Annotated in this window: 24 protein-coding genes; 20 read left to right on the top strand and 4 right to left on the bottom strand. The window is 66.4% G+C overall.

Going from position 1 to position 24749, the window contains the following annotated elements; all coding sequences use genetic code 11:
- The first annotated feature begins 1 nt into the window (after position 1).
- From EG850_RS09770 to EG850_RS09760, 3 genes are read left to right on the top strand one after another with little or no spacing between them, the layout of a single operon-like run.
- On the top strand, positions 2 to 790 hold the full coding sequence (locus tag EG850_RS09770) for a lysophospholipid acyltransferase family protein (protein ID WP_235829279.1): 789 nt from the start codon (positions 2 to 4) through the stop codon (positions 788 to 790).
- Positions 787 to 1854 (top strand): NAD(P)H-dependent glycerol-3-phosphate dehydrogenase, encoded by a 1068-nt coding sequence (locus EG850_RS09765; RefSeq protein ID WP_124972976.1) that lies wholly within the window; start codon positions 787 to 789, stop codon positions 1852 to 1854. Before EG850_RS09770 ends, EG850_RS09765 begins: the two co-directional genes overlap by 4 nt.
- Positions 1851 to 2975 (top strand): D-alanine--D-alanine ligase family protein, encoded by a 1125-nt coding sequence (locus tag EG850_RS09760; RefSeq protein WP_124972974.1) that lies wholly within the window; start codon positions 1851 to 1853, stop codon positions 2973 to 2975. The genes EG850_RS09765 and EG850_RS09760 overlap by 4 nt, the downstream gene beginning before the upstream one ends.
- A gap of 126 nt (positions 2976 to 3101) precedes the next feature.
- Here the strand turns inward: EG850_RS09760 and EG850_RS09755 are convergent, their stop codons facing one another.
- On the bottom strand, positions 3102 to 3605 hold the full coding sequence (locus EG850_RS09755) for a DUF3515 domain-containing protein (RefSeq protein WP_124972972.1): 504 nt from the start codon (positions 3603 to 3605) through the stop codon (positions 3102 to 3104).
- 47 nt (positions 3606 to 3652) lie between these two features.
- Between EG850_RS09755 and thiL the strand changes: the two genes are divergently transcribed.
- Positions 3653 to 4675, top strand: a complete 1023-nt coding sequence (gene thiL / locus EG850_RS09750) for a thiamine-phosphate kinase (RefSeq protein ID WP_124972970.1) — start codon at positions 3653 to 3655, stop codon at positions 4673 to 4675.
- A gap of 194 nt (positions 4676 to 4869) precedes the next feature.
- Here the strand turns inward: thiL and rsmD are convergent, their stop codons facing one another.
- Positions 4870 to 5430: a 16S rRNA (guanine(966)-N(2))-methyltransferase RsmD gene (gene rsmD / locus EG850_RS09745; protein WP_124972968.1), complete on the bottom strand. Its 561-nt coding sequence runs from the start codon at positions 5428 to 5430 to the stop codon at positions 4870 to 4872.
- A gap of 23 nt (positions 5431 to 5453) precedes the next feature.
- On the opposite strand from rsmD, the gene EG850_RS09740 reads away from it, so the two are divergent.
- The 13 genes from EG850_RS09740 (at position 5454) to mutM (ending at position 19250) form a co-directional block, all read left to right on the top strand.
- On the top strand, positions 5454 to 6425 hold the full coding sequence (locus tag EG850_RS09740) for an AAA family ATPase (RefSeq protein WP_124972966.1): 972 nt from the start codon (positions 5454 to 5456) through the stop codon (positions 6423 to 6425).
- An 8-nt stretch (positions 6426 to 6433) separates the two neighbouring features.
- Complete coding sequence (locus EG850_RS09735) at positions 6434 to 7768, top strand: DUF58 domain-containing protein (protein WP_124972964.1); 1335 nt, start codon at positions 6434 to 6436, stop codon at positions 7766 to 7768.
- Positions 7765 to 10218, top strand: a complete 2454-nt coding sequence (locus EG850_RS09730; RefSeq protein ID WP_124972962.1) for a DUF3488 and transglutaminase-like domain-containing protein — start codon at positions 7765 to 7767, stop codon at positions 10216 to 10218. Before EG850_RS09735 ends, EG850_RS09730 begins: the two co-directional genes overlap by 4 nt.
- On the top strand, positions 10215 to 12365 hold the full coding sequence (locus tag EG850_RS09725; protein WP_124972960.1) for an ATP-dependent DNA helicase RecG: 2151 nt from the start codon (positions 10215 to 10217) through the stop codon (positions 12363 to 12365). Before EG850_RS09730 ends, EG850_RS09725 begins: the two co-directional genes overlap by 4 nt.
- A gap of 67 nt (positions 12366 to 12432) precedes the next feature.
- On the top strand, positions 12433 to 13119 hold the full coding sequence (locus tag EG850_RS09720; RefSeq protein WP_124972958.1) for a hypothetical protein: 687 nt from the start codon (positions 12433 to 12435) through the stop codon (positions 13117 to 13119).
- A 90-nt stretch (positions 13120 to 13209) separates the two neighbouring features.
- A complete protein-coding gene (locus EG850_RS09715) occupies positions 13210 to 13800 on the top strand; it encodes a copper resistance CopC family protein (protein WP_124972956.1) in 591 nt (196 codons plus the stop codon).
- A gap of 61 nt (positions 13801 to 13861) precedes the next feature.
- Entirely contained in the window at positions 13862 to 14500 is a 639-nt protein-coding gene (locus EG850_RS09710; RefSeq protein WP_185715023.1) for a copper chaperone PCu(A)C, read from the top strand.
- A gap of 9 nt (positions 14501 to 14509) precedes the next feature.
- Positions 14510 to 15823: a Dyp-type peroxidase gene (locus EG850_RS09705; protein ID WP_407920587.1), complete on the top strand. Its 1314-nt coding sequence runs from the start codon at positions 14510 to 14512 to the stop codon at positions 15821 to 15823.
- A gap of 72 nt (positions 15824 to 15895) precedes the next feature.
- Entirely contained in the window at positions 15896 to 16411 is a 516-nt protein-coding gene (gene coaD, locus EG850_RS09700) for a pantetheine-phosphate adenylyltransferase (RefSeq protein WP_124972952.1), read from the top strand.
- Positions 16412 to 16485: 74 nt separating this feature from the next.
- The gene (locus EG850_RS09695; protein ID WP_124972950.1) at positions 16486 to 16998 is read left to right on the top strand and encodes a YceD family protein; all 513 of its coding nucleotides are present in this window, start codon (positions 16486 to 16488) and stop codon (positions 16996 to 16998) included.
- 280 nt (positions 16999 to 17278) lie between these two features.
- Positions 17279 to 17482 (top strand): 50S ribosomal protein L32, encoded by a 204-nt coding sequence (gene rpmF, locus EG850_RS09690; RefSeq protein WP_124972948.1) that lies wholly within the window; start codon positions 17279 to 17281, stop codon positions 17480 to 17482.
- Positions 17483 to 17511: 29 nt separating this feature from the next.
- The gene (gene rnc / locus EG850_RS09685) at positions 17512 to 18255 is read left to right on the top strand and encodes a ribonuclease III (protein ID WP_124972946.1); all 744 of its coding nucleotides are present in this window, start codon (positions 17512 to 17514) and stop codon (positions 18253 to 18255) included.
- 2 nt (positions 18256 to 18257) lie between these two features.
- Positions 18258 to 19250 (top strand): bifunctional DNA-formamidopyrimidine glycosylase/DNA-(apurinic or apyrimidinic site) lyase, encoded by a 993-nt coding sequence (gene mutM / locus EG850_RS09680; RefSeq protein WP_124972944.1) that lies wholly within the window; start codon positions 18258 to 18260, stop codon positions 19248 to 19250.
- Here the strand turns inward: mutM and EG850_RS13765 are convergent.
- Positions 19189 to 19443, bottom strand: coding sequence for an ABC transporter permease (locus EG850_RS13765; RefSeq protein WP_124972942.1), 255 nt, complete (start codon positions 19441 to 19443; stop codon positions 19189 to 19191). The genes mutM and EG850_RS13765 overlap by 62 nt on opposite strands.
- A gap of 412 nt (positions 19444 to 19855) precedes the next feature.
- Positions 19856 to 20164 carry a hypothetical protein gene (locus EG850_RS09670; protein ID WP_124972940.1) on the bottom strand — a complete coding sequence of 103 codons (309 nt, stop codon included), beginning with the start codon at positions 20162 to 20164 and terminating at the stop codon, positions 19856 to 19858.
- 97 nt (positions 20165 to 20261) lie between these two features.
- Here EG850_RS09670 and EG850_RS09665 point away from each other — a divergent pair, with 97 nt between their 5' ends.
- The 3 genes from EG850_RS09665 to smc all read left to right on the top strand — a co-directional run bounded on the left by EG850_RS09665 (position 20262) and on the right by smc (position 24665).
- A complete protein-coding gene (locus tag EG850_RS09665) occupies positions 20262 to 20468 on the top strand; it encodes a CopG family transcriptional regulator (protein WP_124972938.1) in 207 nt (68 codons plus the stop codon).
- Positions 20465 to 20842, top strand: a complete 378-nt coding sequence (locus EG850_RS09660) for a type II toxin-antitoxin system death-on-curing family toxin (RefSeq protein WP_124972936.1) — start codon at positions 20465 to 20467, stop codon at positions 20840 to 20842. The genes EG850_RS09665 and EG850_RS09660 overlap by 4 nt, the downstream gene beginning before the upstream one ends.
- Positions 20843 to 20951: 109 nt before the next feature.
- On the top strand, positions 20952 to 24665 hold the full coding sequence (gene smc, locus EG850_RS09655) for a chromosome segregation protein SMC (protein WP_124972934.1): 3714 nt from the start codon (positions 20952 to 20954) through the stop codon (positions 24663 to 24665).
- Positions 24666 to 24749 lie beyond the last annotated feature (84 nt).

Here is a 24749-nt window from a genome sequence, read left to right as displayed (position 1 = left end):
GGTGGCCGCCTCGGTGCGGCGCGCGGCACCCGAAAAGCGCCGGCCGTCGATCTTCTGGTTGCTCGCGGGAATCGCGGGCGGCCCGATGAGTGCGCTCTACAAGTACGAGTTCAAGGGCACGCTGCCGCCGACCGGTCCGGTGATTCTCGCGCCGAACCACTACTCCGACATCGACCCCGTGGTCGTGGGCTGGGGTGTGTGGCGGCTCGGACGCCTGCCCCGATTCATGGCGAAGGCGTCGCTGTTCAAGATTCCGGTCGTCGGCTGGTTGCTGCACCGCTCGGGCCAGATTCCGGTCGAGCGTGAGCGCGGCAAGGCGAAGCAGGCCTCGCTGAGCGCTGCGAAAAAGCTCGTCGAGAACGACAGCCTCGTGATCATCTACCCCGAGGGCACGCTCACTCGCGAGCCCGATGGTTGGCCGATGCGCGGCAAGTCGGGTGCGGTGCGCATCGCCCTCGCCGAAAACATCCCGATCGTGCCGGTGGCGACGTGGGGCGCGGATGCGGTCGTGCCGCGGTTCCAGAAGAAGTTCGTGCCGCGCTGGCGCACACCCCTGCAGTTCGTGGTCGGTGAGCCGATTGATCTCAGCGAGTACGAGGGCCAGGCGCATTCGCGCCGCGCGATCGAGGCCGCGACGAACAAGGTCATGGTCGAGATCACGAAGCTCCTCGAAGAGATTCGTGGCGAGCAGGCACCGGATGAGCTCTACGACCCGGTGAAGCACGGCCAAACCGAATTCGGCATGCCGATCGACCCGAAAGCCCAATCGCCTGAAGAGCCACGCGCATGAGCGAGTGGTATCCGACAACCGAACCGATCAGCCTGCCCGACCTTGCCCGCAGCGCCGGCGACGGCACCCGCGTCACCGTGATCGGCGCCGGTAACTGGGGCACCACCTTCGCGAAGATTGTCGCTGACGGCGGGCATCCGGTGACCCTCGGTGTGCGCCGCCAAGAACACGCGGATGAGATCAACGAGTCGCATCGCAACACCGCCTACCTGCCGGGCATCAACCTGCCCGAGAGCATTTCGGCGACCGCGAGCCTCGAAGAAGCCGTCACCGGCGCCGACCTCGTCTTCCTCTCGGTGCCCGCGCAATCGGCGCGCGAAAACATCGAAGAGTTCAAGCCGTTCCTCGGAGGCGATGCCTCGATCATCTCGCTCATGAAGGGCGTCGAACGCACCACCGGGATGCGGATGAGCGAGGTGATCTCGGAGGTCGCCGAGATTCCCTACGACCGGGTGGCGGTCGCTTCCGGTCCGAATATCGCCCTCGAGATCGCGCGCGAGCAGCCGACGGCGATTGTCGTCGCATCCTCATCGCAAGAACTCGCGGTGCGCGTGGCGCGACTCGCGCGCAATTCGTACCTGCGCACCTTCGTGAACCCAGACGTCATCGGCACGGAGTTCGGTGGCGTGCTCAAGAATCTCATCGCGCTCGCGATCGGTATCGCCGACGGCGTCGGCTTTGGCGAGAACACCAAGGCGTCGATCATGACGCGTGGCCTCGCCGAAATCACCGACTTCGCCGTCGCCATGGGCGCCGCCCGCGAAACGATGATGGGCCTCGCTGGCCTCGGCGACCTCATTGCGACCTGTATGTCGCCCCTCTCGCGTAACTTCACGGCGGGGCGCCTGCTTGGCCAGGGCTACAGCTATCAGGATGTGACCGGCCGCATGGCGCAGACCGCTGAGGGTCTGCGTTCGGTTGAGTCGATTCTCGTGATTGCTGGCGAACACCGCGTGCCGATGCCGATCGTGACGCAGATCGCCGCTGTGCTCGAGGGTCGGATGCATCCGGCTGAGCTTGCCCCACACCTTGCCACCGACAACGAGAGCGGAGACCGCGAATGACCCCGACCCCCGAACGCCGCACAGTGATGGTTGTGTTTGGAGGTCGCTCGAGCGAGCACCAAATCTCCTGCGCGACCGCGGCGGGCGTGCTCGGTGCCATCGACCGCTCGCGATTCGACGTTATTCCCGTTGGCATCACCCGCGAGGGTGCCTGGGTGCTCGAAGACGACAACCCCGAGAAGTTCCGGCTCAACCCCGAGAACCTGCCTGAGGTCGTCGACAATGGCACCCGCATCCTCATGCCCGACTCGACCGCGAACCGCATCGTGTCGGTCGTGCGCGAGGGCGTGCGCAGTGACCTCGGCTCGGTCGACGTGGTGCTGCCGCTCTTGCATGGCCCGTTTGGTGAAGACGGCACGGTGCAGGGGATGCTCGAACTCGTCGGGCTGCCCTTTGTCGGCTCGAAGGTGCTCGCCGCCTCGGTCGCGATGGACAAGCACTTCACGAAGCTCGTGCTGCAGGCCGCCGGGCTGCGGGTGGCGCCGGGCTTTACGGTGACTGACCTCGATTGGGCCGCGGATGCTGCCGGCGTCGCCACGCGCGTTGAGGATTCGCTGGGACTGCCGGTGTTTGTGAAGCCGGCGCGGGCTGGCTCGTCGGTGGGCGTGACCAAGGTGAAGTCGGTCGCCGACCTGGCGGCGGCGATGGACGTGGCGTTCGCCGAGGACGACCACGTGCTCATTGAACAGGGCATTGTTGGCCGCGAGATTGAGATCGCGGTGCTCGGTTCGCCGCGCGGTGAGCGGGCGCGGGCGTCGGTGGCTGGCGAGATCGTGATGACCGAGGCCGAGTTCTACGACTTCGCGGCGAAGTACCTCGACGATTCGGCCGTGCGGCTCGACTGCCCGGCAGATGTGTCGGATGCGCAACTCGCCGAGGCGCAGGAACTCGCGATTCGCGCGTTCGAAGCGCTGGGTGCTGAGGGTCTCGCACGGGTGGACTTCTTCCTCGATGACGAGGGCTTCCTCGTGAACGAGGTGAACACGATGCCGGGATTTACGCCGATCTCGATGTTCCCGCGCTGCTGGCAGGCCTCGGGCCTGGAGTATCCGGAACTCATCACCGAGCTGCTCGAGGTGGCGCTTTCGCGTGCCGGCGCGGCCGATGTGCGCTCCGCGTAGCGTAGGCTCGCCACAATCGACATCAGGATGGGGGTATCCCGCAATACTGCGGGATACGCCCATCCTGATGACATTTAGGGTCAGGCGCGAACGTTCGAAGTGAATACGTCGCGATCTGGATGACAGTTAGGGCGTCGCCGTTGTCGTCGGATCGAGGGCCGGCTCTTCCAGATCTTGCGGGCCAACGCATCCACCGGTCACCGGCAGATACCCAATGGCCTCTTCGAGCGCGATGAGCGCTGAGGTGCCCGACACCTTCGTCGCATCGATAACTACCTCCGCCGCGGGTGTGCGCCCATAGGTCGTGTAGACGTAGCGCGGCGCCTCGGTTGAATTCTCGACCCAGTCGACGCCATTGATGCTGATGCAGCGATCTGTCGTCGGGGGTGGCGTCGGCACACCGCAACGCAGCAGCACTGCCGCGGGGTTGCCCCAGGCGCCGGTCGCCTGCGCATTCGTGTCGCGTCGCTCAAGCCCATCCACCACATCGGGGAGCCGCACCGACACTTCCGCGCAGATGGGGTTTCCGGCATCGGCCGCGGGCTGCATCGGCACCGACGGCCCAGAACAACCGGAAAGCGCGATCCCGAGGAGCGCGACGAGCGGGAAGGTGAGGAGCGAGCGTTTCATGTCGCATCCAGCCTAGCCCTCGCCCCAGGCGCGATAGCGTGAAGACCATGACTCTGGCGCACCGACCCCTCACCGTCGAACAGGCAGGCGAACGCGCGGTGCTCGCCGAGGTGCTTGCCCGCATCCCGAATGGCGATGTGTTGCTCGGCCCGGGCGATGATAGCGCCGTGCTCGCGGCCCCCGATGGCCGCTACGTCGTCTCGACCGACACCATGATCGATGGACCCGACTTCCGGCTCGCCTGGTCAGCACCCGAGCAGCTCGGCCGCAAGGCCGTGGCGTCGAACCTGGCCGACGTCGTGGCGATGGGAGCACGTCCGACCGGGCTGGTCGTCGCGCTTGCGCTGCCGCGAGACACCACGGTTGATTTCGTAGCGCGGCTCGCCGAAGGCTTTGCGCAGGGGCTACGTGAACTCTGGCCCGGCTGCGGCATCGTCGGCGGCGACCTCGCAACCTCGAGCACGCTCACGATCGCAGTCACGGCGTTCGGCTCGCTCGATGGCAGGGACGCGGTGACTCGCGCCGGCGCACAGCCTGGAGACACGCTCGCGGTCGCTGGTGAGCTCGGACGGGCGGCGGGCGGCCTGCGGCTGCTCTTCCAGGATGCGGTTGATGCGTCGGGCGCGGCGGATGCGGCGGCGCTCGCTGAGCTTCTGGCGCAGGGCGCCGAGGTTGCCGAGTTGATTTCAGCGCAACTTGCTCCGGTGCCACCGCTCGGGGCAGGTGTTGCGGCCGGAGAGGCGGGCGCGAATTCGATGATGGACCTCTCGGACGGCCTCTTGCTTGATGCGCACCGGCTCGCACGCGCCTCGAAGGTGTCGCTTGAGATCGACTCGGATGCGCTGGCGTCAGACATCGCGGCGCTCGAGCCGATCTTCGGTGCTGACCTGGCACTACGCCTCGCGCTCGGTGGGGGAGAGGACCACTCGCTCCTCGCGAGCTTTCCGGCCGGGGCCGAGCTGCCAGAGCCATTTCGGGCGATTGGGCGAGTCACCAAGCGGCAGGATGCGCGGGTGCTGGTTGACGGTGCGGCGGCCGATCCGGCCGGGTGGGACCCGTTCGCGGCGTAGGGCGGCCCGCGATTTTCCTCTCAGCGGGTCATCCCGCTGGGAGAGCGGGATGACCCGCCAGGATGCAAATCGCGGGACCGAAACCCGGCGGCAAGCTTCCCGCGGGTGGGCTTTCGTGCTTCGAGAGCCTCAGCACGCGAAGTGGCCGAGCCTCAGCACGCGTGTTCACGAGCGCTGAGGTCCTCGAAGCGCCGCTACGGAACAGGTTCCAAGAAGTGCAGCGCGGTGTCGCCATAGTCACGGCGACGCCAAAGCACCAACCCCTCCGGCAGGGGCACCTCGCCCGACCGAGCCGCGCGCTCAACTACGACCAACGCATCCGGTGACAAGCGCGGTGCCAGCAAGGCCAAGTCGATCCCCAGATCAGCATTCGACAGCTCATACGGCGGATCCGCAAACACGAGGTCGAACTCATCCAGCGTTCCCTCGAGAAAGCGCCGCACGGCGCTCGTGACCACCTCGATGCGGGCGGTGGGCACCCGCGCGAGCACGGCATCCGAGTTCTTGCGTGCGAGCGCAGCGGCCGACGCCGCCTGCTCGACGAGCACCGCGCGCTCGGCCCCACGCGACACCGATTCGAGCGCCAACGATCCCGAGCCGGCATAGAGGTCGAGCACGCGCGCACCGTCAAACTCGAACGACGACTCGAGCGACGAGAAGAGCGCCTCACGCACCTTGTCACTCGTGGGGCGAGTACCGCGCCCCGGAACGTCGAGTCTGAGCGCGGCTGCAGCTCCCGCGATGATTCGGGTCATGCGTCGATCGTAGGATGAAGCCCATGACCACGCACACCGATCCCGCCGCTGCGCTCTTCGACCTCGTCACGAAATATCGCGAAGCCGTCGAGAGCGTCGTCGTCGGTAAGTCTGAACAGGTGCGGCTTGCCGTGACCGTACTCCTCGCGGGTGGCCACCTGCTCGTTGAGGATGTGCCGGGCGTCGGCAAGACGATGCTCGCGAAGACCCTCGCCCGCGCGATGGACTCGAAGGTGAACCGCATCCAATTCACCCCCGATATGTTGCCGAGTGATGTCACGGGTGTGGCGATCTTCGACCAGCGCTCCAACGAGTTCGAGTTTCAGCCCGGTCCGGTGTTCGCGAACATCGTCATTGGCGATGAGATCAACCGCGCCTCGCCGAAGACCCAGTCAGCGCTCCTCGAATGTATGGAAGAGCGCCAGGTGTCGGTTGACGGCACGACGCACCGCCTGCCTGATCCGTTCACCGTGTTTGCCACCCAGAACCCCTCTGAGATGGAGGGCACCTATCCGCTGCCCGAGGCGCAGCGTGACCGCTTTATGGCGCGTATGTCGATGGGGTATCCGGCTCGCGACGCCGAGCTGTCGATGCTTGACCACCGCGATAGCGTCGACCCGCTCACTGCCCTGAAGCCCGTGGTGAGCGCAGCCCAAGTGCGCGCGATGATCGCCCAGGTGCAGGAAGTGTTTGTGGCACCGAGCGTGAAGCAGTACATCGTTGACCTCGCGCGCGCGACCCGCGAGCACGAGGCGGTGCGCGTCGGCGTGAGCCCGCGCGCCTCGCTGCACCTGCTGCGCGCCGCGAAGTCGGCGGCGGCGATCGCCGGCCGCGGCTATGTCGTGCCGGATGACGTGCGTCGCCTGCTCGTGCCGGTGTTCGCGCACCGTCTCGTGATTGGATCGCGGGCCGGCCGTCAATCGAGTTCGACCGCCGAGGCGGCTCGCGTTCTCGGGCAGATCGCCGAACAGGTGCCCGCACCCACCGGCGCGTGAGCCTCAGCGTGAGCAAGCGAGCGAATACCGCACCGAACACTGCGGGTAGCACCGCGGCGATCGCTCCCGATGACGCCGCGGCACGATTGCGCCCCACCCCACGCGGTTGGGCGCTATTCGCGTTTGGTCTAGTGCTCATCGCTGCGGGTGAGTTCTTCGGGCTCGCAACCCTGCGCTATGTCGGGCTCGCCTTCGCAATACTGCCGCCGATTGTGTACCTCTTGCGACTGCTGTTCCCACCGAAGCTCGAACTCGAGCGCACCGTCTATCCAACGACCGTCGCAGCGGGCGACCGCCTGCGGGTTGTCGCCGAGTTGCGCAATCGCTCGGTCATCGGCGTCGAGGCGAGCGCCTACGCCGATGTCGTCACCGGGGCTGCCGCGCGCTCGGTCGGGGGCGTGCTCCCCGCCATCGCCTCGCGCCTGCATCCGCGTGAGGGTCGTCGCCGTCGCCGCATCGCTTACGGGCTCTCGGGCCTGCGCCGTGGGATCCAACACGTCGGCCCGCTCAACCTCGAGCACCTCGACGGCTTCGGCCTTACCCGCGCGGTACAACAAATTGGCGAGGCCGTCGAGATCGAAGTGTGGCCGCATCTGCACGATGTCGATCGCCTCGACGTTCCTGCCCTGCGCACCGGCGCCGAAGTCGATGTCGCCCAGGGCCGCTCGGGCGAGGCCGACGATGTGATCACCCGCGAGTACCGCCGTGGGGATGCGATGCGCCGTGTGCACTGGCGAGCTTCAGCACGCGCGGGCGAGTTGCGCGTGCGCCAAGAAGAACACCATTCCGAAGTCGTTGCGATGGTGGTGGTCGATAGCCGCGCCTTCCCGGATGCACAGGGCACCGCGCCGCTCGTTGATGACGGTTTCGAGCTGGCCGTGTCGGCTGCCGCCTCGGTACTCAAGCGACTGCACGAACTCGGCTATGACACTGAGGCGTTTGCGACGCATCCGACCCCAGATGCCGATGGCGCGCTGCTCGATGGCGTGCGCACGCCTGCCGACCAGGGGCTTGGCGCGATCATGCGTCGCTACATGCTCGTGCTCACCGGCGATGCCGAGGATGCGGGCGAGATCGGCGCGATTGTTGACCGGGCGATGCGCGTGGGTTCGGGCCCGCTTGTCTACGTTGGCCGCACGGACCAGCCCGCGGAAGCCATTGCCATTGACCTTGCGGTCGCTGGCTCGCCGCCGATTGCGGTGCTCGTCACCCCGGGCGGGCTCGACGCGGCCGCGACGAAGGAGGCCGAACGCTTCGCCGCCGCTGGCTGGCAGGTCGTCACCATGAATGCCGACGCCCGCGATCCGTGGGCGACCGCGGCTCGGGTGGGAGGTGCCGCATGACCGCCGCCATGATGCTGCGCCCCAACCGCAGCCCGCTTCTGCGCGATCGCGCCGCTGCCGCCGCCGCGCGCGGTTCCTGGCCGCTCATGATTGGCCTCGCCGCCTACGTTGCCGCCGCGGCCCTCCTCATGGCGCCGGTGGTCACCGCAACATCCTGGGTGCCCATCGCGGCAATCTCGTCGACGACGGTGCTCGCCGCCGCCCAGCTTGCCCGCCAACTCACCGGCTCGACCGCGGCAGCCGCGATTGCGAGCTACCTCACCGCATTCATCGCGGCCGTGCTCGTTGCGGCGCCCGAGAGCATCCTCGATATCTTCCCGGTCATCGGCCGCCGCATCGGCGAGTTCGCCGCCCAGGTGCCGAGCGATTTGCCGCCGTTGCGCGAAAGCCCCGGCGTCACGCTCGTCGCGGTGATCGTGGCACTGCTCATCGCCGTGATCACCGACCTTCTCGCCTTCGGCCTCCGGGCACCCGGCGCGGCGCTTCTGCCCGCCGTGGTCTTCCCTGCGATCACCATCGGTGTGGGGCAGCCGCCGGCACCGTGGCTTGAGTGGGTGCTCGTGGTTGGGCTCGCGATGCTCGTGCTCTTTATCGGCGCCCGCTGGCGACGTCGCAATGAGGATGAGGCACGCGCGGCGGTCGGGTACACGGCCGATGGTCGTGGGGCTGGTGGACTCACTGGCGCCGCGCTCGCGGGCATCGCCTCGATTGCGCTCGCGGGTCTCGTCGCCACCCTCCTCCCGGCACCGTCGGGCGCGCTCTGGCAGCAATTCGCACCGGTGTCGACGCTCTCAACGAGCCGCGTCAACCCGATCATCGACCTTGGTGATGACCTGCGTCGCAACGCCCCCACCGAGGTGCTCAAATACGCGACCTCCCAAGTTGAGGGGCAATTGCCCTACCTCTCGCTCATCTCACTGAGCGAACTCACCGCCGATTCGGAGTGGTCGCCAGCGCCGTTCAACGGCGATGGGCCGCTACCGGACAGTCCCGAACTGGGTCCGCCAACAAATCTCGGGCCGAGTGGCCAGGGCTACGAGTTTCGTGGCGGTCAAACCCAGCACGTCAACATCATCCTCAGCCCCGGTGTGACGGCCTATCTGCCGCATATCACCACTCTCGACTACTACGAAGGCGTTAACGGGGAGTACCGCCGGGACAATCGCACCGGCGATATCCGCCAACTCGAGGCTGAGCCGTTCGCGCAGAACTATCACGTCGAAACATCGCCAAACGAGCCGTCGACCGAGGAACTTGCCACGCTCACGCCGCCCGTCGGTGGCATGGATGAATTCCTTGCCCTGCCCGATGACCCGGCGCTCGACGCAATTCGCGCAGCAATGAACCAGATCATCGACCCGAACGCCTCGCCTTACCAGCAGGCGCTGCAATTGCAGCAGTGGTTCACCGGCGGCGCCTTCGACTACTCCGAGCAGGCTCCGGTTTCCGGCGGCTACGACGGCACGAGCCTCGGGGTCATCGTGAAGTTCCTCGAGATGCGCTCGGGCTATTGCGTGCATTTCGCGAGCGCCATGGCGGTCATGGGGCGCCTGCTCGACATTCCCACGCGCATCCAGGTGGGCTTCACGCCCGGCACATTCACGAGCGTGAACGACGCAGGTCAGCCCGTCTACTCGGTCTCAAGCGATGATCTGCACGCCTGGGCCGAGTTCTGGGTCGAGGGCTACGGTTGGGTGGCGTTCGAGACGACTCCGGCCGATGGCCTCGGTGAGATGACGGTGCCGCCGCTTGGCACCGAGGGCGATGGCCCGAACGCCACCGAAAGCGTGCCACCGACTGAGACCGATGCCGCCGGTGGCGAGACGCCCACGCCGACCGACGGCGGCGGCCAGGAATCGCCGACGCCGACCGAAGAAACCGACGATGCCAACAAGACTGACGGCTCAGCTCTCGGCGAGGGAACAAGCGGTCTCTCGAGCGGTGTGCTCATCGCTGTTGGTATCGCCATACTCGCGCTCGCAATCATTGGCCTCACGCTTGCCGCCCCCGGCTTTTTGCGCCGACGGCTCCGCAAGATTCGCCAAGAGCGTGTCGAGCAGGCCGACCTCGGCGCCGGTGCGTTCGCGGGCCCCGATCGCGAACTGCATCCGGCCGCCGCAGCCTGGCGCGAAGTCGAAGCGACGGCGGTCGACCACGGCCTCGCACTCACCCGCAGCACGGTCGGCGCGACGGTCGCCTCGTTCGCGTCAAAGCTCAAACTCGACGATGAGGATGCTGCGCTCACGGCCCTCGAACGACTCGCGTCCCAGCGTGATCACGCCGCCTTCGGCGATCCGGATGCGGCGCTGCCGGAGCGTCCGGATTGGGCCGATGTCGAGACGGTCACCGCGGCGATCGTCGCCAACGCCACCGCGCAGCAGCAGCGCCGAGCGCGCAATCGCCCGCCCTCGGTGCTCGCCCGCAAGCGTCGCCGCAGGAGACGGGGATGAACCAGCCCGCGCTTGATCGGCCACTGAGTAAGGTTGCGAAACCCGCCGAGGCCGCCGCCCTTGAGAAGGCGTTCGGCATACGTACGGTCGGCGACCTTATCGCCCATCTGCCGCGTCGGCACGTGCACCGGGGTGAACTCACCGCGATCGCTGGGCTCGAAGTCGGCGAGCATGTGACGCTCGTCGCCGAGGTGGTGTCCTCGGGATCGCGGTTCATGCAGCAGCGCCGCGGCAATATCGCCGAGGTGGTCATCACCGACGGCCGCGGGCAACTCAAGCTCACCTGGTTCAACCAAAAGTGGCGGGCCGATGAACTCAAGCCCGGTACACGGGGCCTGTTCAGCGGACAGGTGTCGATCTTCAACGGCAAGCTGCAGCTCACGCATCCCGATTACAAGGTGTTTGACGACCCGATCGAAGCCGAACTCACCGCGCTTGATTGGACGAAGCGACCGATTCCGATCTATCCCGCGACGGCGAAGGTCGCGAGCTGGCGGCTCGCCGAACTCGTTGAATCGGTGCTCGATGACGTGCCGCCTCTGCCTGACCCGGTGCCGGAGTACGTGCGGCGCTCGCGGAACGAACTCGATTTCGACACGGCCATTCGGCAATTGCACCGTCCCGACGGTCAGGCCGATCTCGAGCCCGCCCGCGAGGCACTGAAGTTCACCGAGGCTCTCGAATTGCAGACGGTGCTCGCGCAGCAGCGCGCACGCGCCCAGGAGCGTCCTGCGACGCCACTCCTTCGCCGAAACGGCGGCATGGTCGATGCGTTCGACGCGCAGCTCCCCTTCGCGCTCACCGCAGATCAGCGCTCGGTCGGCGACACGATTGCCGCCGACCTGGGCGCGCACTCACCGATGCACCGGATGTTGCAGGGCGAGGTCGGTTCGGGCAAGACGATCGTTGCCGTGCGGGCGATGCTGCAGGCAGCCGACTCCGGCGCGCAATCGGCGCTCCTCGCGCCGACCGAAGTGCTCGCGGCCCAGCACCTGCGCTCGATCACCGCATCCCTCGGCGAACAACTCGCGCAGGCACTGAAACCGACGCTCCTCACCGGTTCGCTGACGAAATCGCAGCGCCAGCAAGCGATGCTCGCGATCGTCACCGGCGAATCGAAGCTCGTCGTCGGCACGCACGCGCTCCTCGGCGACAAGGTCGAGTTCGACAACCTGGGCCTCGTCATCGTCGACGAGCAGCACCGCTTTGGCGTCGAGCAGCGCGAGCAATTGCGGCGCAAGGGCCGCACCACTCCGCACATGCTCGTGCTCACCGCGACGCCGATTCCGCGCACTGTCGCGATGACGGTGTTCGGCGATCTGGATGTGTCGAGCATCCGGCAACTGCCCTCGGGCCGCGCTGGGATCGAGTCGTTCGTGGTGCCGGTTGATGAGCATCCGATGTGGCTAGATCGCGTGTGGCGGCGCACCTCAGAAGAGCTCGCGAAGGGACGCCAGGCGTTCGTCGTCTGCCCGGCGATTGCGCCTGGTGAGGAAGAGGGCACGCAGCCCGCACCCGACGAGGCACCGGCGCGACCGCTGGCGAATGTGGTCGAGGTCGTCGAGCAGTTGCGCGTGCATCCTGATTTCGTTGGTCGTCGTATTGAGCCGCTGCACGGTGCAATGAGCGCCGATGACAAGGATGCGACGATGCTTGCGTTTGCGGCGGGGGAGATCGATGTCGTCGTGTCGACGACGGTGATCGAGGTCGGTGTCGATGTGCCAAACGCTTCAACCATGGTCGTGCTCGACGCCGACCGCTTTGGCATCTCGCAGTTGCATCAGCTGCGAGGTCGCGTGGGTCGCGGGCAGCACGCGGGGCTGGCGCTACTTGTCACGGCGGCACCGGCAGCGTCGCTCGCCCGCGAGCGGGTGGATGCGGTGGCGGCGACGACCGACGGGTTTGAGTTGGCAGAGCGCGACCTTGAGTTCCGGCGCGAGGGCGATGTGCTCGGCACAGCGCAATCGGGCGGCCGCTCCTCGTTGAAGCTCCTGCGTGTGACTGAAGACCTCGAAATCATCGAGGCCGCGCGCGATATTGCCGTCGAGATCGTCGCTCGCGACCCCGAGCTTCGGGATGCACCGGCGCTGCGGGATGCGGTGGCGCGGCTCGGTCGCGCCGAACGCGACCACCTCGCGATGGGATAGCACCACGCGAGCGCGGCGCGACAGCCCGCCGCATCCAGGCATCGCGCAGTCGCGTACCCTGGTAGGTATGACTTCGCGCGCCCTGACGACTCCCGCACGGGGTCGAGTGCGCGCAAAGGCCGTGCCCGAGCGGCCATCCGGCCGCACCATTCTTGGGCGCGTGTGGGGTATTGCCCTCGTCACCACGGTGCCGGCCGGTGTGCTCCACGGTGTGGCCCACGGGCACACTCCGCCGCTCATCGCCTATGCCGTTGCCTTTGCGATCGCGGCCGCAATCTCCGCGCCAATCGTGGCCTCGGGCGCGGGCACCGACCGTTCGCGCCGCCGCCGTACGGCCGCGGCCATCATCGCGAGCCAGGCGTTCTTCCACGTGTTCTTCGCCATCGCGACCACGCCACTCGGTGCCGCGCTCGGCGGTGGCCACGCGCACCATGGCGACCCCGCCGCCGCTCGCGCGGCGCTCACAAGTTTCGCACCGAGCGAGGCGGCGTCATTCGACGGCACCATGTTTGCCGCCCACGCCCTCGCTGCGGTCGTCACGATTGCCGCGGTTCGCTACGGCGAAGCGCTCCTCACCGGCATCGTTACCGCTGGCCGCCGCGGCGTCTCGCGCCTCGCAGGTCTGCGCACCGCCCTTGCCGGGATGCAGCTGCCGGCGGCCCCGAAGCTCCCCGTCGTTGCGCGGGTGGTCCGTCCACTTCAGGCGCATTGCGCCGGACTCCTGCAGGGGCGTGCGCCCCCAGCTTTCGCCTAACGGCAACAGGGCCGCATTACCGTAAGCGCAGTGAACCGCACTGCGACCTATTGATTTGTTACTTCTGCACTACCTGCACTAGGAGTTCGCGTGATTCGCTCCGCCAACCTCATCCGCATCCTCATCGCGGCCGTACTCGCGGCAATTGCCATCGCGGCACTGCCGGGCATGCCGAGCGCCCAGGCGCACGACCAGCTCATTGACTCGACGCCGGTCGAAGGCGCGAGCCTCGAGACGGCACCGACCGAGGCCGTGCTGCGGTTCTCGGGCAATGTGCTCGATCTCGGCACCGAGCTCGCGCTCGTGCGGGATGCGGATCAGCAGGTGCTCGACTGCCCGGACCCGTTCGCGGTGTCGCCGGCCACCGTCACGCAGCCGCTCCCCGCGCTCGAGCCCGGCGCCTACACGCTGAACTGGCGGGTGGTGTCAGAGGACGGGCATCCGATTACCGGGTCGATCCACTTCGGTGTCGGCCAGGCTGCCGGTGACGGCCAGGCAGCCGGTGACGGACAGGGTGCTGCTGGTGAATCGGCCAACGACGCTGGCACATCGACCGAGGGGCAGGTGCCCTGGACGACGATCCTCTTCGGCATCGGCGGCCTCGCGGTCGGTGTCGCGGCGGTGGCGCTCTTCATCGTGCGCATGCGCCGCGGGCCGGGCGCGCGCTGGGACCAGCAGTAACTCAATCACTAGGTGTGCGCGGCCTGAATTCATGCAACTTCAGGCAAGAAAGCAATCGCACATGAACAGCACATTCAACTTCACCTCAACCAAGCTCATTCGTCGCGCCTCGGCGCTGATCGGCGCGAGCTTGCTCGCCGTCGCCCTCGCGGGCTGCGCGAGCGGCGCGCCGGCTGACACCCCCGGTACCGCGAGTGCCGGTGCCACCGGTGCCAGCGAGCAGGTGCAACAGCTCACGATCACCGACCCCTGGGTGAAAGCCACCGAGGGTGAGATGACCGGTGCTTTCGGCACCATCACGAATACTGGCGATGCCGAAATCACCATCGTCGATGCATCCGCATCGGTCGGCTCAATGTTTGAGCTCCACGAGACGATCGTGCAGTCGGACGGCTCAAGCGTCATGCAAGAAAAGGACGGCGGCTACGTACTGCCGGCCGGTGGCGAGCTCAAACTTGAGCCGGGTCACGACCACATCATGCTCATGGGCCTGGATGCACCAATCATGCCCGGCGACGAAGTGACCGTGACGCTCACCCTCGGCGACGGCTCGACCTTCGAGTACGTTGCGGTCGCGAAGGAGTACACCGGCGGTATGGAAACCTACGCGCCGGACGGATCGCTCCACGGCGGCTCGGGTCACGGCGACCCGCACTCGGGCCACGGCGGTGCTGAGCCGACCGAGAGCGCGCACGAGTAGGCAAACGCGTTGACGAACAACACTGAGTCCCGAGTGGGCTCTGACACTGCAACACCCGAGGTCACCACCGCTCACCCGGTGGTGGCCTCGGGCCAGCGCGGTCCGCGACGTCGCGATGTGCTCGTGGGCGCCGCGGGCATTGGCCTTGGCGCTGCCGCCGCAATCGGTGTGGGTTCGGCGGTACGTGCGGCGGCCGGTGAACCGACCTTCGGCACGAGCCGGGTGGTCGACACTTCGCCCCACCAGCCCGGCATCGGTACCGCTGGCGCCCACGGCGTCTTCATCGCCGTTGACCTCGCCGAATCGGTCGACCGCGACCGACTCATTCGGCTTCTGCGCTTGCTCACTGACGATGCCCTGCGGCTCATGGCGGGGCAGGCGCCGATTGGCGATCAAGAGCCAGAGATGGCCGAGGTACCGGCGAACCTCGCGATCACCTTCGGCTTCGGGCCACGGGTCGTGGAACTTGCCGACCCGGCCGCGATGCCAGAGTGGCTTGGCCCGCTGCCGAGCTTTTCGATCGACCAGCTCGAGGACCGCTGGAGCGACGGCGACCTGCTCATGCTCGTCGCCGGCGATGATCCCCTCAGCGTCGCGCACGCCCAACGCATGCTCCTCAAAGATGTGCGCGCGTTCTCGACGATCCGCTGGCAACAGACCGGCTTCCGCAACGCTCGTGGCGCGCTCAAAGAGGGCACCACCCAACGCAACCTCTTCGGGCAAATTGATGGCACCGCCAACCCGCAACCCGGCACCGCAGAGTTCGATCGCGTCGTGTGGACTGGGGCAGCGCATCCGAGTACCGGCCGTGGCGGCGCCGTACCCGAGTGGCTCGTGGGTGGCACCTCGCTCGTGCTGCGACGCATCCACATGAATCTCGAGACCTGGGATGAAGTCGATCGGCCCGGGCGCGAAGCCTCGGTTGGCCGCCGACTCGACACCGGCGCCCCGCTCACCGGCTCGGCCGAGCACGACGAGCCCGATTTCGAGGCGCGCACACCGCAGGGATTCACGGTGATCAATCCGGTGAGCCATATGCGGCGCTCGCGGCCCGACGACCCCACCCAGCGCATCTTCCGCCAGACCTACAACTACGACCATCCGGTTGCGGGTGTCGGTGGGATGGGAGCCGAGGTGTCAGACTCGGGCCTGCTCTTTGCCTCGTATCAGGCGAATCCGGCGACGCAATTCGTGCCGATTCAGCAGCGGCTCGCCGACGGCGACTTGCTCAACACCTGGACGGTGCCGGTTGGGTCAGCGGTCTTCGCGATTCCACCTGCCGCACCGCCCGGAGGCTTCATTGGTGAGCAACTCTTCCAATAAGTGGGGCAAGATGTGCCAGGTTTTCAACAACTCGATAACTTCTTGCATCCGCGTGCACCTACGATGAACAGCATGAGCAGAGTCGCTGTCGTCCCCGGGTCGTTCGATCCGATCACCCTCGGACACCTCGATGTGATCACGCGAACCGCGGCAGTGTTCGGCGAGGTGCACGTCGTGGTCGTGCACAACCCGTCGAAGAACGCGATGATTCCGATCTCGCGCCGCGTTTCGCTCATCGAGCAGGCTATTGCCGACGCAGTGAGCAATCGCGCGAATATCGTCGTGCGCTCGTGGAGCATGGGCTTGCTCGTCGACTACTGCACCGATGTGGGCGCGAACGTTATCGTCAAGGGCATCCGTGGCTCGGCCGATGTCGACTATGAGACGCCGATGGCGATCGTGAACCGTCACCTCGGCAAGATCGAGACGATGTTCATGATGCCGAACCCCGAGCATGCCCACGTATCGAGTTCGCTCGTGCGCCAGGTCGCCTCGCTCGGTGGCGATGTGAGCCCCTATGTGCCGCCGGTCGTGCGCGAGTTCTTGCAGGGCGATATGGATACGACCATCGGCACCATCAACGCCTAGGGCCGCGTTCGGCCGCGGCAGTGTTCGCCGAGGGCACGGGACGTTCGTATGGCGAGCGCCGTAGAATCGGCGCCATGCCCACGAATCCGTATCTCGTCAATATCGCCACGATCAGCCGAAAGCCGGGCACGATGCGTGAGCTCGAACTCGACCTCACGGTGCCCGAACGCATCGGTGAAGGGCTCATCTACTTCGACAAGAGCGCGGAACTCGAAGTCGATCTGCGGCTCGAAAGCCTGCACGACGGCATCCTCGCGACGGGCGATGTGCACGGCAACCTCGGTGGCCAGTGCGGCCGCTGCCTGCAGGCACTCGACCAGGAATGGGACGGCCACTTCGCGGAACTGTTCGGCTACGAACCGGATGAATCGCTCGAGTACCACGTGCAGAACGACACGATCGATCTCGAGGGACCGATTCGCGATGCGGTCGTGCTCGACCTGCCGTTCCAGCCGCTGTGTGAACCCGGATGCTTGGGGCTCGACCCGGTGACGGGGGAGAAGCTCACCGAGCCCCTGCCCGAAGAGGCCGCGCCGGTTGACCCGCGCCTGGCTGTGCTCCAGCAACTCCTCGACGACGACGAGTAGGTCGGTGGCGTCTGGTTGGTCGAGTAGCGGCGTAGCCGTGTATCGAGACCACCCAAGCCCACCCGTCACCCAACTCGGGGTCGCGCCAAATCCCAATCTCGCGTAAGCTCGTCTGGTGGCTCTGGGGCCGAGACCATCGGTCCGCCGGAGAGTGCGTGCGCGAACCATCGCCGCATGCGCCCGCGAAACCCCATCCATGCAGTTGATCGCATCGCTCGCGATCACCCGTGCCGAGCCCGGCACGAGAACAAATGACGTAGCTCTAGAACAGGAAACCAATATGGCACTGCCCAAGCGCAAGATGAGCCGTTCGAACACCCGCTCGCGCCGCTCACAGTGGAAGGCTTCGGCCCCCACGCTCGTGAAGACCATCGAAAACGGCAAGGTTGTCTACAGCCTCCCGCACCGCGCCAAGCTCGTTGAGGACGCCGCGGGCAACCCCTCGCACTACGAGTACAAGGGCCGCAAGGTCGCCGACGCGTAGTCAGCTCGCGCTGATTTGACGCCGTAGCTTTGGCTCGTCGCAACTCGAAGCACGACCCCGAGGTCACCCCGCCAGCACAGCTGGCCGAGGCCCTCGGGGTCGACTTCGTTCCCGAACTGCTTGAGCAGGCGCTCACCCATTCGTCTTACGGCTTCGAGCAGGGATGCGCCGATTACGAGCGCCTCGAATTCCTCGGTGATTCGGTGCTCGGTCTCGCTGTTGCCGCGATGCTCTACCGCGCGCATCCTGACCTCTCTGAGGGTGACTTGTCGCGCCGGCACCACGCGCTCGTGTCGACGACCTCGCTCGCCGAGATCGCGCGCGGCATTGGCCTCGGGGCCTATTTGCGGCTCGGGCGCAGTGAGCAGCTCACCGGCGGTAACGACAAAGACTCGATTCTCGCGGATGCGGTCGAAGCGGTCATCGGGGCTGCATACCTTTCTGCGGGGGCGCTCATTGCTGACGATTTGGTGCAGCGGCTCGTTGAGCCCTATCGCGGGGATGTCGAACGCTTCGGTGCGGCGATGGACCCGAAGACGGCGCTGATCGAAGAACTCGCACTGCGCGGTGGGGGAGAGCCGAGCTATACCGTGACCGGCACCGGGCCCGATCATGATCGCGTGTTCACCGCCGAACTCGTCGTGCGTCGTGGCGATGCCGTCGTGCTGTCGGCAACTGGTGTTGCTGCATCCAAGAAGCAGGCCGAACTCGCCGCCGCGCTCGAGGCCTGGTACGACCTCACTGGTAACGCGCGCCCGGCGCCGCGAGCGTAGCTGTGCCCGAACTGCCCGAAGTCGAGGTGGTGCGGCGCGGGCTTGGCCCGGCCGTCACTGGCGCGCGCATCGTCGCCGTTGACGTGGTCGATGAGCGTGCGCTCAAGCGTCACGCTGGCACGGCGCTCGACTTCGTTGACAGGCTCGAAGGGCGGATGCTCGCGGAGCCGAGTCGGCGGGGCAAGTTTCTGTGGTTGCCGCTCTCGAATGCTGAGGCGCTCGCCCCTCCGTGTGCTGAGGTTCTCGAAGCACGCCCTTCGAGTGCCTCAGGGCGCCAGGTGGCACGCCCCTCGATCACCTCAGGGCACGAATTGGATCGCCCCACCGAGGCCCTCATCGGCCACCTCGGCATGAGCGGCCAGCTGCTCATCCAACCTGTCGGCAGGTCGGATGAACGTCAGCTCTGCATCCGCCTGCGGCTAGAAGGCCCCGGCGGCGAACACGAATTGCGTTTCGTCGACCAGCGCCGCTTCGGCTCACTCGCGGTCGATGCGCTCATCGCGCCCACCGATGCGCCCGACGAACGTATCCCTACCCAGGTGCTGCACATCGCCCGGGATCCGCTCGACTCGCGCTTCGACGATGCCGCCTTCCGCGAGCGCCTGCGCACGACGATGCGCGGCATCAAGGCGGTCATCCTCGACCAGCAGATCATTGCTGGCGTCGGCAATATCTACGCCGATGAAGCCCTCTGGCGTGCGCGCCTTCACGGTTCGCAGCCAGCCGCCACCATCTCGACGCGCAAGGCGCGAGAACTCCTCGCCCATATCCGTGAGGTGTTTGAGCAGGCACTGCGCGAAGGCGGCACCTCGTTTGACGATCTCTACGTCAACGTGAACGGCGAATCCGGCTACTTTGAGCGCAGCCTCAAGGCGTATGGCCGCGAGGGTGAGCCCTGCGAGCGCTGCGGCACGCGGATGCGGCGCGAGCGCTTCATGAACCGCTCGAGCTACTTCTGCCCCAAGTGTCAGCGGCTTCGAGAGCGGGCGAGATAGTTGGTGCGCCAAGCACGCCGGTCACGACGACAGCGCAGATTGCTCCGCTGAGCAGGATGCCCGCGAGCGCGATGAGTTGAAATAGTCCTGCCTGAAGCGGGCTTGCGACGGCGAACACCGCACCAGTGAAGGTACCAGGCACGGTCACTGGACCGGTTTTTTCACATGAGGGCACGAAGCGCTGAAACGACATTTCGCGCGGCGCAGTGTGCCTGGAAGGTCATTTGTGCCTGAGCGCGCTTCACTCGCTGACTCAGTTGTCGTCACTCGGTTACTCATGGGGCGAAAGCAGGTGACTGACCTACAAGTCGTGAACCTTGCCGCGGCGAATGGATTTCACCGGGCCAACTTCGATGCTGGACTACCTGTGGCTCTGCTTCCGGGTGACCAGCGCTGGATCGCGGTGCGGTCTGGCTGAGCAGGTCAGCCATTACTGAGCCGACACGTCAAACCTGAGCCGTGTTGTGAGCGATTGTTCCGAACCTGACCCATTGGCGGGTCGGGGATGGCGGGAACGATCAGGGTTGTTCGAGCTTCGAGGGCCTCAGCGAGCGAAAGTCGAGCCTGAGCGCGCGAGGGGCTGGGCCTACGCGCGTGAGGGTGCGCTATTCACCGGGCAGGCTGATGCGGGTGGTGACTCGCGGCGTCTCGCGGGTGTCTTCGGCGGGTGGGCCGAACACTGGCGCCGAGACGGTCGGGGTTGCGGTCTCGGTCGGCATTGAGGTCGCATCCGGCGCGATTTCGTTTGCCGGTGCCTGCTGTCGATCGACGGATGCACGATCATTATTCGCGGCGGGCGTGCCGTTCTCCATGATCGCCGACACGATCGGCGTGAACGCGCAACTCGTCAACCCGGCACCCGCGACAGTCGCAAGCACCGCGGCGGCAAGAAAGCGGCGCGCGTTTTTCGGCATCGATTGATGGTAGCCAGGCACTCCGATGTCGAGCGTCCGTCGGGATGGTGATTCGTCTCCATCGACAGGGTGGTATCACGTTGATACTATTGGGAGCATGGCTATGACACTTCGCACGACCCCCGACGACGATGCCATCATCACGCGCATCGCCGAGCGTCAAGGTGTAAGCAAGAATGAGGCCGTGCTGCGCGCAGTCCGCGTGATCGATGAGCAGCAGTCACACAGTGATCAGGTCGGCGAGTCAGCAAGCAAGATGCTTGATCGCTACTCCGGCCTATTCGAGCGGCTTCGCCACACATGACGGTATTCCTCTCGCTGGAAGACGCGCTCGAACTGATTTCGCGGCAGGGTGTCGGGCCGGTTCGCGACCTGGGTCTGCTCGATAGCGCTCTTCAGCGTCCGGCTTCATCACTCTTTGGGCAGGATGCGTACCCCCGGCTTGCCGAGAAAGCTGCCGCGCTCATCGAATCAATTGTGAGAAATCACGCTCTTTTCGACGGAAACAAGCGCTTTGGCTGGTTCGCAATGGCGGTCTTCCTCGACCTCAACGACGTCGACTTTGATGTAGCTGAAGACGATGCCTACGAATTCGTCCTCGCGGTCGCCGCGGGCAAGCTCTCGCTCGAAGAAATCACTTCCCAACTCGAGCGCTGGATCGAACCGGCCGCAAACTAGCCGCGCCGAAACGCCCTAGGCGAGGCGCGCATCCTGGTGCCAAAGCCCCCGGTAGGCTCGCAATATCGCGCAATTCAGCGCATCCGAGAGCCCGTCGAAAGAGTCGCCTATGCACCTCAAGAGCCTCACGCTCAAGGGGTTCAAGTCGTTCGCGAAACCGACGACGCTCGAGTTCGAACCCGGTGTCACCTGCGTGGTCGGGCCCAACGGTTCGGGCAAATCGAACGTCGTGGATGCACTGGCTTGGGTCATGGGCGAACAGGGCGCAAAGACATTGCGCGGCGGCAAGATGGAAGACGTCATCTTTGCCGGTACCGCCACCCGCGGCCCGCTCGGCCGTGCCGAAGTCACGCTCACGATCGACAACAGTGATGGCGCCCTGCCGATTGAGTACGCCGAGGTGACGATCCGTCGCACGATGTTTCGCGCTGGCGGCAGTGAATACGCCATCAACGGCGAGCAGGTACGCCTGCTCGATGTGCAAGAACTCCTCAGCGACTCCGGCCTTGGCCGCGAGATGCACGTCATCGTTGGCCAGGGCCGGCTCGACTCGGTGCTCCATGCCAGCCCCGAAGACCGGCGCGGATTCATTGAAGAAGCCGCGGGCATCCTCAAACACCGCCGCCGCAAAGAAAAGACGGTGCGGAAGCTCGAGGGCATGGAACAAAACCTGCAGCGCCTACGCGACCTCGTCGCTGAAGTGCGCCGCCAACTCAAACCCCTCGGGCGCCAGGCCGAAGTCGCCCGTCGCGCCCAGGGCATTGCCGCGATCGTGCGCGATGCGAAGGCGCGCATCATGGCCGACGACGCCGTAACCCTGCGCGAGCAACTGCGCGCCGCGAACTCCACTGAGCAGGAACGCTCAACCGAGCGACTCGTGCTCGGCGAAAAGCTTGACCAGGCGCTGGTGCGCATTGAGCGATTGCAGCAGGCACAGCGGGGGGATGCGGTTGATCGCGCCCGGCGCGTGAGTTTCGAACTCGAGAGCGTGCGCGAGCGTGTGCGTAACCTGCAGATGCTTGCGGCCCAGCGCGAGTCAATGCTGCGCACGCGCCTGGATGAACCCGTGCGCGCCGTGACCGTCTCACTTTCCGATGTGGCCGATGCGCGTGCCGAGGTGGACGACCTCGAGCTACGCGCGGCCGCTGCCGAGACCACGTGGCAGCAATCGCAGGCGGCGACCGCGACGGCTCGCGCCGAACTCGATGCGCTCGATCGCGAGATCGCGGCGCAATCGGCGCTGCTCTCGAAGCACGATCTCACGCGCACCGAGCTGCAGGGCCGGGTCGATGCGGCTGCCCAGCGCCTCGCCGCCGTGCGCGGTGAAGTGCTCCGCGGTGAACACGCCCGCAAGGCCGCCGCCGAACGACTCGAGACCGCCGAGCGCGAGCTCGAACAGGTCGAATCGACGACCGAGGCAGGCGAGGCTGACTCCTCCGGGCTCGACGATGCCTATGCCGCCGCGCAAGAGGCTGTTGTTGAGGCGCAGGCCGCCGTCGATGAATTGCGCGATGCCGTGCACGATCTCGAGCGTGAACGCGATGCGCTGGATGCCCGCGGCAAGGCCCTCGCGCTCGCGGCCGAAGTGCACGATGGTGCGGCCGAACTCCTCGCGGCAAAGCCCGAGGGTGTCGTTGGCCGGGTGAGCGACAAGTTGCGCGTCACCCGCGGCGACGAGACCGCGATCACGGCGGCGCTCGGGAGTTTCGCGGATGCGATTCTCGCGGCTTCGGCCGACGCCGCGTTCGCGCTCGCGGCAACGGCCGAAGGCATGGGCCGGGTACACCTGGTCGCCGAACTCGCGAGCGTGGATGTTGCTGACGGCCTTGATGCGAGCATCGACGCGCTCGAAACCGAGACCAGCCACAAGTTTGCTCGCGCGGCGAGTTCGGTGAGCGGCGTGCCCGTGATCGCGCAGGCATTGAGCCGCACGCTCATCGTGGATGCGCTGCCGACCGCCGCCGACGCCGCCAAGATTTTCGCTCGCCTCCCGCACGGCGCACGTCTCGTGACTCGCCGCGGAGACGTGCTCGATGCATCCTCACTCACGGCCGGGGGCAGCGGCGAGGGTGACGAAGCGGGTGCCAGCCGACTCGAACTCATTGCCGAGCGTGATCGTGCCGCCACCGATCTTGACCGGGTGCGCACCGAACTTGATGCGCGCGCGCTCGAGCTCGCCGAACGGCGCGGCGCTTTGCAAGCCGCGAAGGATGCTGCCGCACGAGCCCTTGCCGATCTGCGCGGCTTCGATGCCGAACTTGCGAAGCAGCGCGAAGCGCTCAACCGCGCCCGCGCCCGCGTCGAGTCGGCGCGCGGCGAGCTTGGTCGCGCCGAGAAGTCCCACGAGGTGGCCGGCCGCAACGTCGCCGATGTGGAAGAGCGGGCGGCGAAGGCGAAAACTGAACTCGAGATTCATGAGTCGAAGCCGCGGCCGATGCTCGATGCATCCAAGCGCGGTGAGTATGCGGCCGCGGTCGAATCAGCGCGCGATCACGAGGTCGAGTCGCGGCTTGCGCTCGAGACCCTGCGCGAGCGACTGCGCGCCGAGCAACTGCGCATCGGTGAACTCGAGCGGCAGCGCGATGCCGAACGCGAAGCGGCCGAGCAGGCCGCCCGCGAAACGGTGCTGCGCCGCGCAGAACTCGCGCGTACGGAGCGGGTGCTCGCGCGCATACCCGAGCTACTCGAGTCGATCGAGGCGAGTGTCGCGCAGGCGCGACGCGAACTCGAGGCCGCCGAGCGGGCACGTGAAGAGCAGGATCGCGAGCTTGCTGAACTGCGGGCGAGCGAGCAGCAGCTGCGCGGTCGCCTCACTGAAATCACCGAGGATGTACATTCGCTCGGCCTGCAGATCTACGAGCGGAAGTTGCAGCTGTCGAATCTGCTGGAACGTGCGGCAAGTGAGCTCTCGCTGTCGGAAGCGGTGCTCGTGGCGGAGTATGGGCCTGATCAGCCGGTGCCGATTGCCGGGGTCATTGCGCCTTCGCAGTCGATTGCGGGGGACTCAGCGGATGGTGAGCAGACCAAACCCAGCGACGAGATCGAAACCAACGCCGATGACGGCACCGCAGGCGAGGCCGATGACAACGCGGTAACTACCGACCTCGACGACATCGAAACCGAACCCTACGACCGCGCCAAACAGCAACGTCGCCTTGCCGCCGCCGAGCGCGATATGGCCCAACTCGGCCGCATCAACCCGCTCGCCCTCGAAGAGTTTGCCGCGCTCGAGCAGCGCCACACCTACCTCGGCGAGCAGCTTGACGACCTCACCCGCACCCGCGCTGACCTGCTCAAGATCGTCGCCGATATTGACGTGCGCATGCAGGAGGTCTTTGCCGCGGCCTTCGCCGACACCCGCGAGGCATTCCACGAGGTCTTCCCGGTGCTCTTCCCGGGCGGTACGGGTGACATTTCCCTCACGAATCCCGACGACCTCCTCACCACCGGCATCGAGGTTGCGGTGCGCCCGGCGGGCAAGAAAATTGACAAGCTTTCGCTGCTCTCGGGCGGTGAACGCTCGCTCGCAGCCGTGGCGCTGCTCGTCGCGATCTTCAAAGCGCGGCCGAGCCCGTTCTACATCATGGATGAGGTCGAAGCTGCGCTCGACGATGCGAACCTCGGGCGACTGCTGCAGGTGTTCGAAGACCTGCGCGAGTCGAGCCAGCTCATCGTGATTACGCACCAGAAGCGCACCATGGAGATCGCCGATGCGCTCTACGGTGTCTCGATGCATCGCGACGGAATTTCAACGGTCGTGGGCCAGCGCATCCGCGAACTCGCCGATGACTCAACATCTGCGCAAGGTGGCGGTCTATCGTGAGCGCAAGTCTGTCTGCACGGATGCGCGAGAAATACTGACCGATCGTTCACTTTTGTGGGTAGGCTGTCGTCTATCGAGCGCGCG

Source organism: Gulosibacter macacae (assembly GCF_003865375.1).
Taxonomy (GTDB): Bacteria; Actinomycetota; Actinomycetes; order Actinomycetales; family Microbacteriaceae; genus Gulosibacter; species Gulosibacter macacae.
The sequence above is the reverse complement of the archived record's forward strand: the minus strand, read 5'-3'. Positions and strand labels throughout refer to the sequence as shown.